Here is a 15,409-nt window from a genome sequence, read left to right as displayed (position 1 = left end):
GCGGCCCGGCCGGGCCGGTTCCTCCGTGGGGCTCCGGGGCGGGATGCGTCTGCGCACACTCCCGTGTCCGCGCGGTCAGGCGCGCGACTGCCGGGCGGCCTCGAACGCGGCATCGTCGTTCTCCGCGGAGTAGAAGTCGTCGACCATCCGGTGGAACAAGGTGGCGAGCCGGCGCAGTTCCTCCGGGGACCATGCCTTCAGGGCGACCTGCATGCCCCGGCAGCTCGCCTCGCGGACGCGGTTGATCACCTCCTGGCCGGTCGGGGTGATCTGAATGCGCTGCGCCCGGCGGTCGTCCGGGTCCGGGACACGGGTCACGTAACCGGACTTCTGCAGTTGCTGCACCTGCCGGGTGACGTGGGACGCCTCCACGGCCAGCAGATTCGCGAGCTCCCCCAGACGCATCGGCTCGGAGTCGGCGATCTGCCGCAGCAGCGCGACGGCGGCCCGGTCCAGGGACACTCCGGCCAGGGCCATCAGACGATCGTGCTGCCGGACCCGACCGGTCAGATAGGAGATGCGGTTGAGAGCGCCCTCGATCTCCGCGATGTCGGTCGAGGATGGAGCGTCTGTCGGCGGTGTGGTGGGCATGCCTCCACTTTAGCAGCTACTTGCCTGACTCAAGTAAATTCCTATTAGTTTGCTTGACTCAAGTAACTCCCTAATGCTTGCCTAACTCAAGCAAGCCATCGGATCGGGGCCACACAGAGCGGACGTGGCCCCCATGGCGCCGAACCCGTGGGGACGGGGAACGGCGCAGTCCCGGGCCCGGCACCCCCGTCCACCGCCGGGCCCGAGGACACCGGCCGACCACGCCTCTCCCCTCTCCACCGGGGCCGACGTCGGCTCAAGCGCCCGTGTCACTGCTCATCGGCCCTCCGTGCGCCGATCACCGGCCTGGTGTCCACCGCCAAGTGGAGTTCCCCGCATGCCACTTGACACCTCGCGAACGCCCCGCACAGGACACCGGAGACGAAGACAGGACACAGCGATGGGAAGCTGCACCCGAGCAGGACCGGCCGGCATGGGCGTCACGTGCGGCGTGCTGCTCCTCGCCGTCAGCGTCGCGCACGCCGACGGGAACGACGGGGCACCCGCCGCCGCGTCGCTGAAGGGCCCCTACGTCGCACTCGCCGACTCCTACACCGCGGGACCGAAGATCCCCGGCCGAACCGGTGGGCCCGCAGGCTGCGACCGCTCCGACCACAACTACCCCTGGTCGCCCGGGAGCTGGAGATAAAGTCGGCCGACTTCCGCGGCGTGAGCTGCAGCGGCGCCACCATCGCCGACCTGTCCGCGCCGCAGACCACCGACAACGGCGTCAACCCGGCCCAGCTGTCGGCGCTCTCGGCCTCGACCCGACTGGTCACCCTCGGCATCGGCGGCAACGACATCGGCTTCGGCTCGCTGGTCAAGAACTGCGTCGAGCAGGGCGCCCTCTACATCGCGACCGGCAGCGGCAAGTACACCGGGAACGACGCGCCCTGTCGGCGCACCCACGTCTTGGGTGGCACCGACGAGGTGGGGCGGAATATCCAGGCGGCGGGAGTGCGTCTGGCCGACACGCTGCGCGAGGTCGGGCACCGGGCCCCGAAGGCCCGGGTGTACGTCGTGGGATACCCGTCGGTCCTGCCGGACAAGGGCGAGGGCTGCGCGGACGACATGACCCTCGCACCCGACGACGCGACGTTCCTCAACGACAAGGAACAGCAGCTCAACAGCATGCTGCGGCAGCGGGCGGAAGCAGCCGGGGCCGGATACGTCGACACGTACGCCCCCTCCGAGGGGCGCGACGCCTGCTCGGCGAGCGGGACCCGCTGGGTCGAACCCCTGCTCCCGGCGACCCGGGCCGCCCCCGTCCACCCCAACGAGCGCGGAGAGCGCGGCATGGCCGACGCCGTCCTGCACACGCTCAAGAGCTCGTGGACACCACCCACGGGGACAGGAAGAGGTACGCGATGAGCAGCACAGGTCTGGAAGGGCGCGGCCTCGTCGTCACCGGAGCCGGATCGCCTATCAGTCGGGACTCGTGCGCCCCGCACCGCCGCCCGCGCCCCGGTGACCGCTCCCGAGGGAGTCCGCGAGGTGCGGTGCCCGGTCGTCGACGAACTCGATCAGGGCCAGGACCAGCAGGGCTCCCAGCGCGATCCAGAGAGTGACGGCGCCGGTGGGGCGGTCCCAGGCGATCAGGGTGGCGGCGGCGACGGCGACCACCGTCCAGTTGAGCCAGGTCTTGGTCCGGTGCACCCAGCCTCCGATCGCTCCGGCATCGAAACCCGTCGCGTCCCGTACGGCGGCGATGCCACCGGTCCATGCCGCCAGGACCCTGGAGGCCGCCCGGCCCTCGCCGGTCAGCCAGGCCGCCAGCGCCACGACGACACCGAGCGTGATCACCATGCGTACGGTGGTGCGCAGATAGCGCACCAGGGTGTCGTAGACGGTTCCCGCGGCCGCCTGGGAGACCTCGGCCGGCAGACTGTCGAGGTACAGAGCGCGGGCGACCACGAGCCCGAGTCCGAGGACCGCGGCACCGACCGCCACGGCGAGGGCGGCCGCGACCAGGGCCCGGCGTCTGCGGACGGCGGTGAGCACGCCCGCCGCCGCGAGCAGCAGCGTCAGCAACGGGAGCCAGAATCCGGCGAGTTGCAACAGCCGGAAGACCTTCTGGGCCTTGCCGACGGACTCGGAGGTCATGACCGTGAAGTCGGTGTGCACCTCGGGGATCTTCGACGCCACGGTGAGTCCTTTGCCGACCAGCGCCTGCTTGACCTGGTCGATGACCGGCGCGAGATCGATGACGACGGCATCGTTGGTGAGTTTCACCGCACCACCGCCGCTCCCGGTCAGAGCCTTCACGGCGGCAGCGTGCGCCCTCTCGTTGAGCTGGGTCCACAGCGTGGCGAACGCGTCACTGCTGACGAACTTCTCGGCCGTGCTGTGCACGAAGCCCTCCAGCCCACTGGTGAGCGGTCCGCTCAGCGCGTCCAGGGCCTTGGTGAGCCGCGGCCGGTCCTCGGGCGCGACCGACTCGAGGAGGGTCTTCAGGTCGAGCCTCTGCATCGCCGCGTCGGTCACCCGGTTGGCGACGGCCGCCTGCACGTCCGGGTCCGAGGCGAGGGGCGCCACGGTCGCCACGTACTCGTCGGTGTCCCCGATCTCGTCGCTCGCCCAGGCCGCGACCGCGCTCAACGGGGTGAGCACGGCGGCGAGGAAGATCAGCAGGGCCGCGACGAGGGACCGCACCCGGTGCTTGGCGGCCGCGGGACCGCCGCGCTTCTCCAACTCCGCCACCCGGGACCGAAGTTCGGCCAGCTCCTGCTGCGCGTCCGGCCCGCCGGCCGCGTCAGCCATGGCGCACCTCGATGTCCGGCACGGTCAGCTCCTTGGCGTCGGGGGCGGGACGGTCCGACGGCCGTCGAGCACCAGGGGGTCGGGGTGAGCGGCCATGACAGGCTCCGCGCCGGCTCACGCCCGCGCGACGTCGGGCCTGTACACGGCGAGCGCCCAGATCACGAAGAAGTCGAGGACGATCATGATGAGGCCCCAGAGGGGCGCGTACGGCAGGAACATGAACTGGGCGATGATGCTCAGCGAGGCGAGCACGATGCCGGTGAGGCGTGCCCACTCGGCACCCTTGAGGATGCCCGCGCCCGTGACGGCGAGGACGACGCCAAGGACCACCAGGATCCAGCCCCAGCCGGTGAGGTTGATCCGGTAGATGTAGTTGTCGACGCGCGCGTACACCTCGTCCTGGGCGATCGCGGCAATGCCCTGGAGGACGTTGAGGACGCCGTTCACCAGCAACAGGACCCCCGCGAAGGTGACGCCCCCGGTCGCCCAGGCGTTCCTGGCCGACGGCGGCGCTCCGGGGCCGCCCGCTCTCGGGGCCGCCCCGGCCCGCTGTCCCTGCTCTCCCCAGACCGGTCTGCCCTCGCCGGTCGGCTGTGCTCCCGTACCGGTGCCGTGCGGAGTGCCCGACGGCTGCGAGGCGTCCTGGTTCATGGTCGGCCCCTTGCATGGTGTCGGCGGGTTCGCGCCCACTGCGGCGAACGCCTGGGGGACTTCGAGCCTCCGCCTCGGCCCGGCGCGCCGCCACGCGGGGTCCGCCGAACGGGTGAACGCGCCTCAGGAGGCCCCGACCGAAGAAGTACGCGAGGACGGGGAAGCAGGCCGCCGCCGAGGGCGGCCGGCGGCTCGGCGCGGCGGGCGCGGCGGGCGAGGAGCAGCAGGTTCCCTGCCCACGCGCGGAGAGCAGGCGCGCGCAGGCGGCTCCCGCGCCCTCGGCCGCACCGGCGATCAGTGCCCACGATCCGTGCCGTGTGGCGATCTCGTCCTCGCCTGTGTCGGTGTTCATCGGCCGGACCGTGTCCGGCCCCCTGTCAGGGCGCGGTGCGTGGCGTGGTCAGGGTGCCGTTGATCACCGCGTGGAAGATCCAGGCGAGGCGCTGCTCGGGGGTGCCGGAGACGAGGTCGGCGCCGAGCGCGGCGATGCGCGGATACGTGGCGGAGGAAGCTTGGCGCAGGACGGCGACGAGGGCGTTGTGGCCGGCTTCGGCGTCGACGGATCGCGCGCGGGTCGACTGCTCGGCGGCGGTGGCGGTGGCCACCTGAAGCAGTACGTCCACGCCCCAGGCGGCCTGGGCGTCGGGCACCCGGCCTTCGTGCAGCAGCGCGAGGACAGCCTCGACGACGGCCAGGTAGTGGGGACCCGAGGGACGGGCGACCAACGCCGAGTGGGCCAGGCTGGGGTGTTCGAACAGCACGTGCGTGTAGGAGCCGAGCAACCGCGTGAGCCGGTCGCGCCAGTCGCCCTCGGTGGTTGCCGGGGACAGGTCGACGGCCCCCAGGAGTTCTTCCAGGATCGCCGCGTGCAGTTCGGCGGTGTTGGCCACGTACACGTACAGCGAGGCGGGGCCGGTGTCGAGTTCCTGGGCGAGCCGACGCATGGTGACGCGCTGCAGTCCTTCGGTTTCCATCAGGCGGACCGCGGTGGCGACGATGCCCTCGTAGGTGAGGGCGGGTTTGGCCGGCCGCTCACGGCGGCTGCGGGGTGCGGGGGTTCCAGGAGTCACGGGCCCACCGTAACGAACACGTTCGCCCTGGCTGTGGGCATGTGCGCTCGCAGATGACCTGCGTGGGCCTTTCACCGTGGTGGGTCCGACGCGGAACGCAGGCTCATTCGGCGGCAGGCGCCGGAGAGTCATGTGCCCGGAACGCAGGCTCATTCGGTGGCAGGCGCCGGCGGCGAAGACGGCGATGCGGGGCGACGGCTCGCACAAGGTGTCCCCGGGCAAGGTCATCAAGACCCTGAAGGACACCGTCACCGACATGTCGGTGAAGTACAGGAGACGGCGCGGGGCGGGCCGGCGGTCGACATCATCGATTGCTGAGGGCACGGGTACTGCCCGGTGCGCCGCGCAGACAGCGGAAAAAGCCCCCTCCGGCCGCGTGATCACGCGGCCGGAGGGGGCGGAGTGGGGCAGGGCACAGCGGGGGCGCGAGATCACCGCGGCGAAGGCAGCCGCAGCACACGGTGGATGTCGAGCACCGCGCTGGAGCGGTTGAGGGTGATGTAGTGCAGGCCCGGTGCCCCTTCGTCCAGAAGTCGCTGGGCCAGTTCGGTGGCGTGGTCGACGCCGATGCGGTGGGCCTCCTCGGGATCGTGCCGCGCGGCTGCCAGGCGTGTGGCCAGGCCGGAGGGGACCGACGCGTTGCTCAGTTCGGCGAAGCGCTTGATCTGCTCGAAGCGGGTGGCGGGCATGATCTCGGGGATGACCGGGATGTCGCACCCCGCGGCGGTTAGGCGGTCGCGCAGCCGGAAGTAGTCCTCGGCCCGGAAGAACATCTGGGTGATGGCGTAGTCCGCTCCGGCCCGGCACTTCGCGACGAAGTACCGAATATCGCTCTCCCAGTCGGGCGACCGGGGGTGCCGTTCCGGAAAGGCGGCGACGCCGATGCCGAAGTTGCCCAGTTCGCGCACCAGCCGGACCAGGTCGGCCGCGTGTTCCGGACCGCCGGGGTGCCGGACCCACGGTCCTCGCGGGTCGCCGGGCGGGTCGCCGCGCAGGGCCAGTACGTCACGGATGCCGACGTCGGCGTAGCGGCCGATGATCCGCCGCAGCTCGGCTGTGGAGTGGCCGACCGCGGTGAGGTGGGCGACCGGACGCAGGACGGTGTCCTCGGCGATCTTCTGAGTGAGGGCGGCGCTGTGCTCGCGGGAGGAGCCGCCCGCCCCATAGGTCACCGACACGAAGGCCGGTGCCACGGCCTCGACCCGGCGCAGGGCCCGCCACAGCGCCCGCTCGCCCTTCGCGGTCTTCGGCGGGAAGAACTCGAAGGAGTACGAGCGATGTCCGGCGGCGAACAGTTCGGCCGGGACGCGCGGTGCCGCGGAGGAGGCGACGACGTGGCTCATCCGCGTCCGGCTTCCGCCGGAGCGTCTGCCGTGGGAAGGGCGTCCGGTCCGTAGACGGCGGCGAGCAGCTCGCGGACGCGGCCGGGAGCGGGCATGTAGGTCTGTGTGCCGACGGCCGACAGCGCCATGGTTGCCAGAGCGGACCCCGTCCGTGCGCACCGCTCCGCGTCGGCGCCCGCCGCGAGAGAGGCCAGGTAGCCCGCTCGGAACGCGTCGCCGACTCCGGTCGGGTCGGCGACCGTGTCCGCGGGAACAGCCGGGACCTCCACCACCGGTTCGTCCGCGCGCTCAATGCGGCTGCCCTTGTCGCCGAGCGTGGTGATCCAGATGCCGACCCGCCGCAGCACGTCGTCCCGCGTCCAGCCGGTCTTGCTCAGCAGCAGTTCATGCTCGTACTCGTTGGTGAACAGATGGTCCGCTCCCTCGACCAGTTCCCGGATCTCGGGGCCGGTGAGCCGGGCCAGTTGCTGCGCCGGGTCGGCGGCGAAGGGGATGCCGAGGCTGCGGCAGGCCCGGGTGTGGCGGGCCATCGCCGGCGGGTCGTCGGCCCCGATCAGCACGAGGTCGGCGCCGCCGCTGCGGCGCAACACGTCGGCGAGGTCGATCGTGGACGCCTCGGCCATCGCACCGGTGCAGAAGGAGGCGAGCTGGCCGCCGTCGGTGTCGGTGGTACACAGGAACCGGGCCGTGTGCCGGGTGGCGGAGACGTGGACGGCCGACGTGTCCACCCCGAGTCCGGCCAGGCGAGCGCCGTAGTCGTGGAAGTCGGCTCCGACCGCCCCGACGAGGAGGGGACGGTGGCCGAGGCGGGCCAGGCCGTAGGCGATGTTGGCGGCTACGCCGCCGTCCCGGACCTCCAGGTCGTCGACGAGCAGCGACAGGGAGATGCGGTCCAGCTTGCCGGCGATCAGCTGTTCACTGATGCGGCCGGGGAAGGTCATCAGATGGTCGGTGGCGATGGAACCCGTGACGACGATGCGCATCTCAGGTCCCCACAGCCTTCGACGCGTACACATTGGTCGTTACCTCCCCGGCCACGTGCACCAGACCGGTGGTGATCAGCGTCTCGACGGCGACACGGGACGCGGGGTCCTCGCGCAGCAGGGCGTCGAGGACGGTGTCGCTGATCTGGTCAGCGATCTTGTCGGGGTGACCTTCGGTCACGGACTCCGAGGTGAACAGGCGACGCGACATTCGTTTCTCCTACGGGCTCGGACGAAGAGGCTCTCAGCCGATGTGCACGTCGGGCACGTAGTGGATCCAGCGCCCGCCCGCCTCACGGAACGCGGACTCCTTTGCGAGGATCTCGTCCTTGTGGTTCCAGGCCAGCAACAGCGTGTAGTCGGGGTAGGGGGCCGCGAAAGCGTCCGGGCTCTCGATCGGGATGTGTGTGCCCGGCGTGAGCCGCCCCTGCTTCTCAGGGGTGGAGTCGCAGATGAACGAGACCAGGTCCGGGCCGATCCCGCAGTAGTTGAGCAGGGTGGTGCTCTTGGCCGTGGCGCCGTAGCCGACCACCCGCTTGCCCTGGTCCCGCAGCTCGCGCAGCCGGGCCACCAGGGTCTCACCGAGCTCACGGACCCCGTCCGCAAAGCGGGTCAGCGTCGCGGTCTCGGTCAGGCCTTGCTCCTCCTCCTGCTTCAGAAGCTCCGGCACCGCGGGGCTGACGGGGCGTGAGCCGGTGTGGGCGAGCACGCACCGCAGCTCGCCGCCGTGCACCGGCAGAAGTTCCACGTCGACGAGTTCGAGGCCGTGGCGGGCTGCCATGTCCTGAACGGAACGGGCCGTGAAGAAGAAGATGTGCTCGTCGTAGATCTGGTCGAACGACGCCCGTTTCACGATGTCGCCGAAGTACGGGTCCTCGAAGACGAAGACACCACCGGGAGCGAGCAGGTTCTTGATGCCGCGCAGGATGGAGTCCAGGAAATCGATGTGCGAGAACGTGTTGGCGGCGAAGATGACGTCCGCCGTGCCGTCCTCGGTGAGGATGCCGGCCGCGAGGTTCTCATCGAAGAACTCGTTGACCACCCGGATGCCGTTGGCCCGCCCGACCTCGGCGACATCCCCGCACGGCTCCACCCCGAGATGGCGCACTCCCGCCTTGGCGATGGTGCGCAGCATGATGCCGTCGTTGCTGCCCAGTTCGACGATGAACGGATCGGCGCCGGTCAGCTCCTCCGCCAGAAAGCGCTCTGCCAGGTTCTCGAAGTGGGTCCTCATGACGGACGACTGCGAGGAGCGGTACGGGTATCCCGAATGGAACATCTGGTCGTGCCGGACGTAGTCGATCAACTGCACCATGGTGCAGGCCTCGCACATGGCGACCGCGAGCCGGAAGCGGAAGGCATAGGCCTCCTCGTCACGCTTCTCGGGCGGTACGAACGCGTTGCCCATGGGCTGCGCCCCCAGGTCGAGGAACTCACGCAGGGCACCGCCACAGATACGGCAGATCGGCAGGTCGGACATGAAGTCTCCTCAGATCGTCACTGTGCGTCGGGAAGGGGGAGCGCGGGCCGGACCGTCCGCCGGGCCGCGGCCACGGCATCCGGTCCGTGCTCGCGCAGGAACTCCGCGAGGGCTCCGCGCCAAGGGCGGTTCAACTGCCGCACGCGCGGGGGCAGTCGTACGGAGGTGAGCGGGGTCGCGGCGGGCCGCACGGGGCCGACCGTGTCGGCACCCGGCGCGGACGGCCGGGGCAGGGCGCCGAGTCCCAGACCGGACACGGCGGCGTGCGCCAGGCCGTACCAGGTGGTGCTGCCCTCGTTGGTCACGTGGTACGGCCCGCCGTCCGCGTCGGCGGCGAGCAGCTCGATGAGCATGCGGGCCAGGTCGACCGTGTACGTGGGCGACATGACCAGGGTGTCGACCACGTCGGCGGGCTGCCCGACCGCCGCGCGCCGCAGGATCTGTTCGACGAATCCCGCCCTGCGCCGGTCGCTCGGCGGGGGCGGCCCGAACAGAGCCGCGGTGCGCACCACCAGGTGCCCGGCGCCCGCGTTGAGGGTCTCGCCCTCCCCCGCGAGCTTCGACATGCCGTACGTCAGGAGAGGGCGGGGCGAGGCGGTCTCGTCGTAGGCGTCCGGTCCGGTGCCGTCGAAGACGTAGTCGGTGCTGATGTAGACGCAGCGGGCGTTCGCGGTGGCGCAGGCCCGCGCCACCCAGCGCGCGCCGAGGGTGTTGACCGCGTACGCGCGGGCCGGGTCGGCCTCGCACGGGTCCACGCCGGTGAAGACGGCGGCGTTGACGACGACGTCCGGCTGTACGGCGTGCACCAGCCGCTCGATCTCGACGGACCGGGTGACGTCGGCCTGGGCTCGTCCTGCCCGGTGAACGGCATGGATCCGAGGGTCGGCCGCGGCGGCGTCGGCGACGGCGGAGCCCAGCAGGCCCTCGGCTCCCAGGATCAGCCACCGCCGCGGGACGGTCGGCATACCGGCAACCTCCGTTGGTTGGTGAGGGATGGGGTGACGCGATGTCGCGCGGACCGCGGCGGCACCACCGCGTGGGCCGGTGGTGCCGCCGACGGCGTCTTCAGGGGCGGCGTTCGGCGGTCACGTGCCAGACCGGCATCGTGGCCTTGCCCAGCTCGTCGAGCGCGAGACCCTCGAGCCGGCCCGGGTCGACGTCGCGGCCCGGGTACTCCGACTTGATCACGGCCGCGATGTCCTCGACGCCGAGGGAGCCGGCGAATGTCGCGGCATCCACGGAGAGCACGTTCCAGACGCTGCCGACGATCTCGCGCAGGTAGGCGGCGGTGTGCCGGTGCGGCCCGGGGAACGGCGCCTCGAACTCCTGGGCGAAGCAGAACATGTGCAGCCTGCCCCCCGGCCGGGACGCCGCGCGCAGCGCGACGAGATAGCGCTCCCTTTCGTCCTCCGCCAGCGAGTGGAAGCAGGCACTGTCCAGGATCGTGTCGAAGCGGCCTTCGTAGCCTGTCAGTCGGGTGGCGTCCGCGACGGCGAACTCGACGTCGACGCCCTTGGCCTTCGCCCGTCGCCGCGCCTCCCGCACGGCCGCTTCCGCCACGTCGATCGCGGTGACCCGGTGGCCCCGCCCGGCGAGGAAGGCGGCGTTGTCGCCCAGCCCGCAGCCGACGTCCAGGACGTCTCCGACGATCGCCCCGGAGTCGTGGGCGGCCACCAGGGCGGGCTGCGGCCGGCCGATGTCCCACGGCTGGACCGGCGGTGCGTCCTTCTCGCCCGCGTAGATGGTCTGGAAGTCGTAGTGCTCGGGAATGTGAGCGGTGGGGTACGACATGTCATCCTCCGGCAGCCGCACGGACAGGGCGTGGTGGAAGACGTCACGGGGATCCCATGCCGCCTTGACGGCCTGGAGCGCCGCGTAGTTGTCCTTGTAGTAGAGGTGGTGCCAGGGGACCCCCGACCGGTTGTGGCCCGGGTCGGCGAGATCGACGTCCGGGTAGTTGATGTAGGACCCGTCCGTCAGCTCTCCGGGCACGGGCACTCCGCCGGTGTCGGCGTTCAGCTCCTCGTAGAGGCCGCGCAGCCAGGCCAGGTGCGCGTCGTCCTCGCTCGGGTCGCCCCAGGATGCCGAGTACGCCGCCTTGATCACCGAGTCGCGCTGGACCGACGCGGTGTCGGCTGGTCCGACCGCGTTGATCGCGCCGCCGTAGCCGTTGAGCATCATCAAGGACTCACGGCCGAAGTAGTCCTCGCGCTGGAACCACCGGTACAGCGTGGCGATCTGTTCGTCGGTGTGCACGTCCCGCAGGTAGGCGGCCTTGGTCTTGATGCGCGTCCCCATCACCGGGCCGGAGTCGCCCTGGCCCATGTAACGGCTCGCGGTCAGCCACGGCAGCTCCCTGCGGAGCACGAACGGGGTGGCTCCGACGCCCTCGTCGACGGCCGCGAGGAACGCCTCCAGCTTGGCCGCGGCGCCCGGTGCCGTGGAGTCCATCTGCACGAACATGGTCAGCCCGCCGCCCGAGCGGTGCCTGACCCACAGCGACGCGAACAGCCCGGCGTACGGAGAGTCCACCCCGCTGTTCGCGACGTGCCACTCCATGAAGTTGCGGACGATCCTGGTGAACGCGGGCAGCTCGCACTGCTCCCACGACCAGTTCACCATGGCGGTCAGCAGCGAGGCGGGCGGCTTGGGCAGCAGACCCGCGGGATCGGTGCCGGTCGCCCCGGGGGAACGCATCCAGAAGCGGGTCACGATGCCGAAGTTGCCACCGCCGGCGCCGGTGTGGGCCCACCACAGCTCCCGGTGGGGGTCGTCCGGCTCCCGGGTGGCGATCACGGTGTGCACCTGGCCGGTCCGGTCGACGTGGACGACCTCGACCGCGTAGAGGTGGTCGGCAACGAGGCCGTGCAGCCGGGACAGCGGTCCGTACCCGCCGCCCGAGATGTGGCCGCCGACCCCCACCGCGGTGCACACACCGGCCGGCAGCGTCACGTTCCAGTTCCGGTACAGCGCCTTGTACACATGACCCACGGTCGCGCCGGCCTCGATCGCGATGGCGTTGTACTCCGGGTCGTAGGAGACCTGCGACATCAACGAGAGGTCGATGACGACCTCGACCTCCGGATCGGCCACGAACGCCTCCGGGCAGTGGCCGCCGCTGCGCACGGCGACCCGTTTCCCGGCGGCCAGCGCACGGTCGAGGGCCTCTCTCACCTGCTCGGTGGAACGGACCAGTTCGACGTGATCGGGCTTGCCTACGAAGCGGTGGTTGTCGCCGCGCACCAGTTCGCCGTAGCGGGGGTCCTCCGGTCCGACGCGGACCGGTCCGGGTACGGGGCGCGGACCGGAAGCCGTGGCGGCCGCGTCACCGCGGGCCGTGCTGACGGTCATCGGCCACCGGCCGGCTGCTCGGCGGACGGCTGGTCGGTCGCGGACCGCGCGAACACGACCTCGTAGGTGTTCGACGACCGTGACGTCAGCAGCGGGCGGGCCTGCGCGCGCATGGCCCGGGCGTGCGCCGGGCGCTCGTCCTCCGGGAGGTTGTGGAACCTCTCGTACGCCTCGCGGCTCTCCCACTGGGCGTAGTTGACGACGAAGTCCCCGTCGAGGCCGCGCAGGATGGAGTTGGACCGGTAGCCCGGCACGTCCTGCATGTACGAGTCGGGTTTCGCGAACAGGTCCACGAGGGTGGCCTGGTTCCTGGGCTCGACGCCCATGATGACGATGACGGTGAAGTCGTCCCGCTCCGGCGATATCTCGATCCGGTCCAGCGAGGGGTGCAGATGGGTGGCGATCACTTCGGTCTTGAGCAGGTGCACCGTGGTGGTCAGTTCCTTGAAGTAGGGCACCGTGTTGTGCTTGAAGTTCTCGCCCTCGTACCGCTCCTGCAGATCGTCCAGGCTGCGCCACTGGATGTAGTTGGCGGCGCAGGGCTTGTCCCGTCCGCCGTGGAGGGTGGAGGACCGCCACCCCGGGTAGTTCGCCCCCTTGATGATCCCTTCCATCGTGTCCAGCAGCGTCTTCTGGCCGGCCCTGTCGACGGTGTCGAAGAGGTTGAACACGGTGAGCGATCCGTTGTCGGGCGTGATGAATGGCATTGCTTGCTGTCCCTCCGTGTGGCTCGGTTCGGGGTCAGGCCCTGACGGCTTCGACGACGCTGTGCAGTCCCGCTCGGACGACGCGTGTGAGGTGCAGACCGGCCCGGCCGAAGAGCTCGGCGAACTCGGCCTCGGTGCGCTGCTTGCCGCCGCAGAGCACGAGCATGTTGAGGTCCATGAGGGTCACGGTCGGTGACGGCTCGTCCCGCTCCGGCATGACGGCCTCGACGAGAAGCACCCGGCCGCCCTCGGCGAGGGCTCGGCGGCAGTTGGTGAGGATCTTCAGGGACTGCTCGTCGTCCCAGTCGTGGATGACGTTCGACAGCAGGTAGGCGTCTCCGCCCGCCGGTACGGAGTCGAAGAAGTCGCCCGCGACGATCTCCGCCCGGTCGTCCACCCCGTGGTCCTGGAACGTCTGCTTCGCACCGGCCACCACTTCGGGCCGGTCGTACAGCAGGCCGCGGGTGTCCGGGTTGGCGGCGAGGATCGCGGCGAGCAGAGCACCGTGCCCGCCCGCGACGTCCACGAGCGTGTCGATGCCGCCGAAGTCGTAGGCGTCGACCACCGGAGCGATCAGCTGGCGCGACGCCTCGGACATCGCGTCGTCGAAGACCGTCGACACATCGGCGCGTTCCCGCATGTAGTCCCACACGTCCTGGCCGTGCACCCGCTCGAACGCGGGGTCGCCGGTGCGGACGCTGTCGGCCAGGCCGGCCCAGGTGTTGCGGTCGGCGGCGAGGCCGACCCACCGGGCGAAGTTACGCATCGAGTGCGGCGAGTCGTCGCGGAGCGCGTCGCCGACCTCGGTCAGGGCGAACACACGGCCTTCGCGCTCCTCGAAGAGCCCGATGGCGGCGCCGGCCCGCAGCAGCCGATAGAGGGTGGGAGGGTGGGCGTCGACGGTCCGGGCGATCTCGTCGACCGGGCGGGCTCCGCCTGCCAGCGCGTCGGCGACGCCGAGCTCGGCGGCGGCGCTCACGGCGGCGGCCATCCAGCTCGCCGTCGCTAGCTGTAACACCCGCGCGGAAGGCGGCGGCTTGGGGGGTGAGGTCTGCATGGCGGACGGACCCTTTCGGTCGCTGGGTTGGATGGTGACGGAAATGGGTGGGAGCGGGCGGTCTCCGGAAGGCGGGAGCCGGCCGACGGCACAGGGATCAGCCGCGGGCCAGCGCTTCCAGGTCGCCGACGACTTCGCTGGGCGGGGGGAGCTTCCCCAGCTCGCGCGCCAGCTCGCGCGCCTGACGCGCGTAGCTGTCGTCGGAGAGGATCCGGTCGCAGGCCTCGAAGGTGTTGTCCGGAGACTTGTCGTCCCGGTGCAGGATCACACTCGATCCCTGCTGTTCGAGCAGTCCCAACGAACGCTCAAAGGCCTGGAACTGGTTGACCACCACCTGCGGTGTGCCGGCCGCCATGGCGTTGAGCGTGGTCAGACCGCCCGCGTGCACGATCGCGTCGCAGGTGCGGACGAGGAACTCCATCGGCACCCAGTCGCTGCGTACGTCGGGGAAGCGGGCCCGTATCTTCTGGGCGGTCGCCTCGTTGGCCGCGACGACGATCTCGGCGTCGAGTTCGGAGAGCCGCTCCACCAGCGCGCAGAGGTAGGCGAACATCTCCGGCATGGCCGTGCGAAAACTGCCGAGCGTGACGCACACCCGGCGGCGCTCACCCCTGCTGTACATCCACGGCTCCAGCTTGCGCTGGCGATTGCCCGGCACCCACCTCATCGGCCGGCCCGGCTCGGCGCCCGGCGGGATCAGGCTCGGGGGGCAGATGTCGATGAACAGGTCGGGGTCGGGCAGCCGCTCGAGTCCGGCCTCCGCCAGTTCGGGGGCCAGTTCCTCGTTCGCGTACCGCTCTACGCCGTCGAAGTGCAGCCAGTCCCACGCCTGACGGACGTACGGGATTCCCAGGCGGGAGCCGAGCAGGGCGGCGGCGTGGGCGTCCGTGCCGCCGATCACGAGGTCCGGGCGCCATGCGTCGGCGAGTCGCAGGAGCCCGTCCATGCTGACCGCCGCCTGACGGCCGAACCAGCGGCCCACGTACGGAAGTTCCTGCTCGGGGGACCAGGGAAACTCGATCGGCCCGCCCGGCCGGTCGAGTTGCTTGATGCTCTCCGTGGTGTGGCCGTCGGCGATGGCCACCGCGGGCAGCCCGACGGCCGCGACGGTGGGGGCCAGCTCGTCGAAGGCCGCAACCAGGATCTCGTGCCCGGCGTTGCGCACCGCCGTCGCGAGAGGAGCCAGGGCGAAGACACCCGCCGGGCTCGTTCCCGCGGCGATGAAGAGGACTTTCATGCTTCTCCTTGGGGCTGGCCACCCCGGAACGACGCCGCCGCCGCGGCTGGTGCCACGGCGGCGGTCGAGGTGGGGCGCGCCGATACGCGGTCGGCGGCACCCGTGCCACGGGATGTCCACGTGGACGGGGAACAGAGAGCCGAAGCCGGTCGGCGGGAAGAGGGGAATGGGGCCTATGG

General features: G+C 71.0%; 14 protein-coding genes and 2 pseudogenes. 3 read left to right on the top strand and 13 right to left on the bottom strand.

Features of this window, described 5'->3' with window-relative positions:
• Positions 1–75: 75 nt before the first annotated feature.
• Positions 76–591, bottom strand: coding sequence for a MarR family winged helix-turn-helix transcriptional regulator (locus ACIBK0_RS25825; protein ID WP_399084454.1), 516 nt, complete (start codon positions 589–591; stop codon positions 76–78).
• Positions 592–1,024: 433 nt separating this feature from the next.
• Here ACIBK0_RS25825 and ACIBK0_RS25820 point away from each other — a divergent pair, with 433 nt between their 5' ends.
• The gene (locus ACIBK0_RS25820; RefSeq protein ID WP_399084451.1) at positions 1,025–1,240 is read left to right on the top strand and encodes a hypothetical protein; all 216 of its coding nucleotides are present in this window, start codon (positions 1,025–1,027) and stop codon (positions 1,238–1,240) included.
• Between the two features lie 20 nt (positions 1,241–1,260).
• A complete protein-coding gene (locus tag ACIBK0_RS25815) occupies positions 1,261–1,962 on the top strand; it encodes an SGNH/GDSL hydrolase family protein (RefSeq protein WP_399084448.1) in 702 nt (233 codons plus the stop codon).
• A gap of 54 nt (positions 1,963–2,016) precedes the next feature.
• Here ACIBK0_RS25815 and ACIBK0_RS25810 read toward each other — a convergent pair whose 3' ends face one another.
• The 3 genes from ACIBK0_RS25810 to ACIBK0_RS25800 form a co-directional block, all read right to left on the bottom strand.
• On the bottom strand, positions 2,017–3,351 hold the full coding sequence (locus ACIBK0_RS25810) for a hypothetical protein (RefSeq protein WP_399084444.1): 1,335 nt from the start codon (positions 3,349–3,351) through the stop codon (positions 2,017–2,019).
• 114 nt (positions 3,352–3,465) lie between these two features.
• The gene (locus tag ACIBK0_RS25805) at positions 3,466–4,002 is read right to left on the bottom strand and encodes a hypothetical protein (RefSeq protein ID WP_399084441.1); all 537 of its coding nucleotides are present in this window, start codon (positions 4,000–4,002) and stop codon (positions 3,466–3,468) included.
• 377 nt (positions 4,003–4,379) lie between these two features.
• Entirely contained in the window at positions 4,380–5,072 is a 693-nt protein-coding gene (locus tag ACIBK0_RS25800; protein ID WP_399084438.1) for a TetR/AcrR family transcriptional regulator, read from the bottom strand.
• Positions 5,073–5,241: 169 nt separating this feature from the next.
• Here ACIBK0_RS25800 and ACIBK0_RS25795 point away from each other — a divergent pair.
• Positions 5,242–5,390, top strand: a pseudogene (locus ACIBK0_RS25795) (L-serine ammonia-lyase); the annotation flags it as partial.
• Positions 5,391–5,503: 113 nt separating this feature from the next.
• On the opposite strand, the gene metF reads toward ACIBK0_RS25795, so the two are convergent.
• The 9 genes and pseudogenes from metF to ACIBK0_RS25750 all read right to left on the bottom strand — a co-directional run bounded on the left by metF (position 5,504) and on the right by ACIBK0_RS25750 (position 15,230).
• Entirely contained in the window at positions 5,504–6,415 is a 912-nt protein-coding gene (gene metF / locus ACIBK0_RS25790) for a methylenetetrahydrofolate reductase [NAD(P)H] (RefSeq protein WP_399084435.1), read from the bottom strand.
• Positions 6,412–7,398, bottom strand: a complete 987-nt coding sequence (locus tag ACIBK0_RS25785; protein ID WP_399084432.1) for a carbohydrate kinase family protein — start codon at positions 7,396–7,398, stop codon at positions 6,412–6,414. Before ACIBK0_RS25785 ends, metF begins: the two co-directional genes overlap by 4 nt.
• A gap of 13 nt (positions 7,399–7,411) precedes the next feature.
• A pseudogene (locus tag ACIBK0_RS25780) lies at positions 7,412–7,609 on the bottom strand (S-adenosylmethionine synthetase N-terminal domain-containing protein); the annotation flags it as partial.
• A 33-nt stretch (positions 7,610–7,642) separates the two neighbouring features.
• Positions 7,643–8,878 (bottom strand): methyltransferase domain-containing protein, encoded by a 1,236-nt coding sequence (locus ACIBK0_RS25775; protein WP_399084429.1) that lies wholly within the window; start codon positions 8,876–8,878, stop codon positions 7,643–7,645.
• Positions 8,879–8,895: 17 nt separating this feature from the next.
• A complete protein-coding gene (locus ACIBK0_RS25770) occupies positions 8,896–9,843 on the bottom strand; it encodes an SDR family oxidoreductase (protein ID WP_399084426.1) in 948 nt (315 codons plus the stop codon).
• Between the two features lie 100 nt (positions 9,844–9,943).
• On the bottom strand, positions 9,944–12,229 hold the full coding sequence (locus ACIBK0_RS25765; protein WP_399084423.1) for an FAD-binding protein: 2,286 nt from the start codon (positions 12,227–12,229) through the stop codon (positions 9,944–9,946).
• The gene (locus ACIBK0_RS25760) at positions 12,226–12,936 is read right to left on the bottom strand and encodes an antibiotic biosynthesis monooxygenase family protein (protein ID WP_399084420.1); all 711 of its coding nucleotides are present in this window, start codon (positions 12,934–12,936) and stop codon (positions 12,226–12,228) included. Before ACIBK0_RS25760 ends, ACIBK0_RS25765 begins: the two co-directional genes overlap by 4 nt.
• Positions 12,937–12,970: 34 nt before the next feature.
• Entirely contained in the window at positions 12,971–13,993 is a 1,023-nt protein-coding gene (locus ACIBK0_RS25755; protein WP_399084417.1) for a methyltransferase, read from the bottom strand.
• A 97-nt stretch (positions 13,994–14,090) separates the two neighbouring features.
• Positions 14,091–15,230 carry a nucleotide disphospho-sugar-binding domain-containing protein gene (locus ACIBK0_RS25750; protein ID WP_399084414.1) on the bottom strand — a complete coding sequence of 380 codons (1,140 nt, stop codon included), beginning with the start codon at positions 15,228–15,230 and terminating at the stop codon, positions 14,091–14,093.
• Between the last annotated feature and the right edge of the window lie 179 nt (positions 15,231–15,409).

This window comes from Streptomyces sp. NPDC050564, assembly GCF_044457265.1.
Lineage (GTDB): Bacteria > Actinomycetota > Actinomycetes > Streptomycetales > Streptomycetaceae > Streptomyces.
This window is presented reverse-complemented; position numbering and strand designations above follow the sequence as displayed.

Excerpts from the sequence above, each read along its gene's own strand:
- ACIBK0_RS25750 (WP_399084414.1), bottom strand. The coding sequence starts at position 15,230 with ATGAAAGTCCTCTTCATCGCCGCGGGAACGAGCCCGGCGGGTGTCTTC.
- ACIBK0_RS25810 (WP_399084444.1), bottom strand. The coding sequence starts at position 3,351 with ATGGCTGACGCGGCCGGCGGGCCGGACGCGCAGCAGGAGCTGGCCGAA.
- ACIBK0_RS25760 (WP_399084420.1), bottom strand. The coding sequence starts at position 12,936 with ATGCCATTCATCACGCCCGACAACGGATCGCTCACCGTGTTCAACCTC.
- ACIBK0_RS25825 (WP_399084454.1), bottom strand. The coding sequence starts at position 591 with ATGCCCACCACACCGCCGACAGACGCTCCATCCTCGACCGACATCGCG.
- ACIBK0_RS25775 (WP_399084429.1), bottom strand. The coding sequence starts at position 8,878 with ATGTCCGACCTGCCGATCTGCCGTATCTGTGGCGGTGCCCTGCGTGAG.
- ACIBK0_RS25765 (WP_399084423.1), bottom strand. The coding sequence starts at position 12,229 with ATGACCGTCAGCACGGCCCGCGGTGACGCGGCCGCCACGGCTTCCGGT.
- metF (WP_399084435.1), bottom strand. The coding sequence starts at position 6,415 with ATGAGCCACGTCGTCGCCTCCTCCGCGGCACCGCGCGTCCCGGCCGAA.
- ACIBK0_RS25805 (WP_399084441.1), bottom strand. The coding sequence starts at position 4,002 with ATGAACCAGGACGCCTCGCAGCCGTCGGGCACTCCGCACGGCACCGGT.
- ACIBK0_RS25755 (WP_399084417.1), bottom strand. The coding sequence starts at position 13,993 with ATGCAGACCTCACCCCCCAAGCCGCCGCCTTCCGCGCGGGTGTTACAG.
- ACIBK0_RS25785 (WP_399084432.1), bottom strand. The coding sequence starts at position 7,398 with ATGCGCATCGTCGTCACGGGTTCCATCGCCACCGACCATCTGATGACC.
- ACIBK0_RS25820 (WP_399084451.1), top strand. The coding sequence starts at position 1,025 with ATGGGCGTCACGTGCGGCGTGCTGCTCCTCGCCGTCAGCGTCGCGCAC.
- ACIBK0_RS25770 (WP_399084426.1), bottom strand. The coding sequence starts at position 9,843 with ATGCCGACCGTCCCGCGGCGGTGGCTGATCCTGGGAGCCGAGGGCCTG.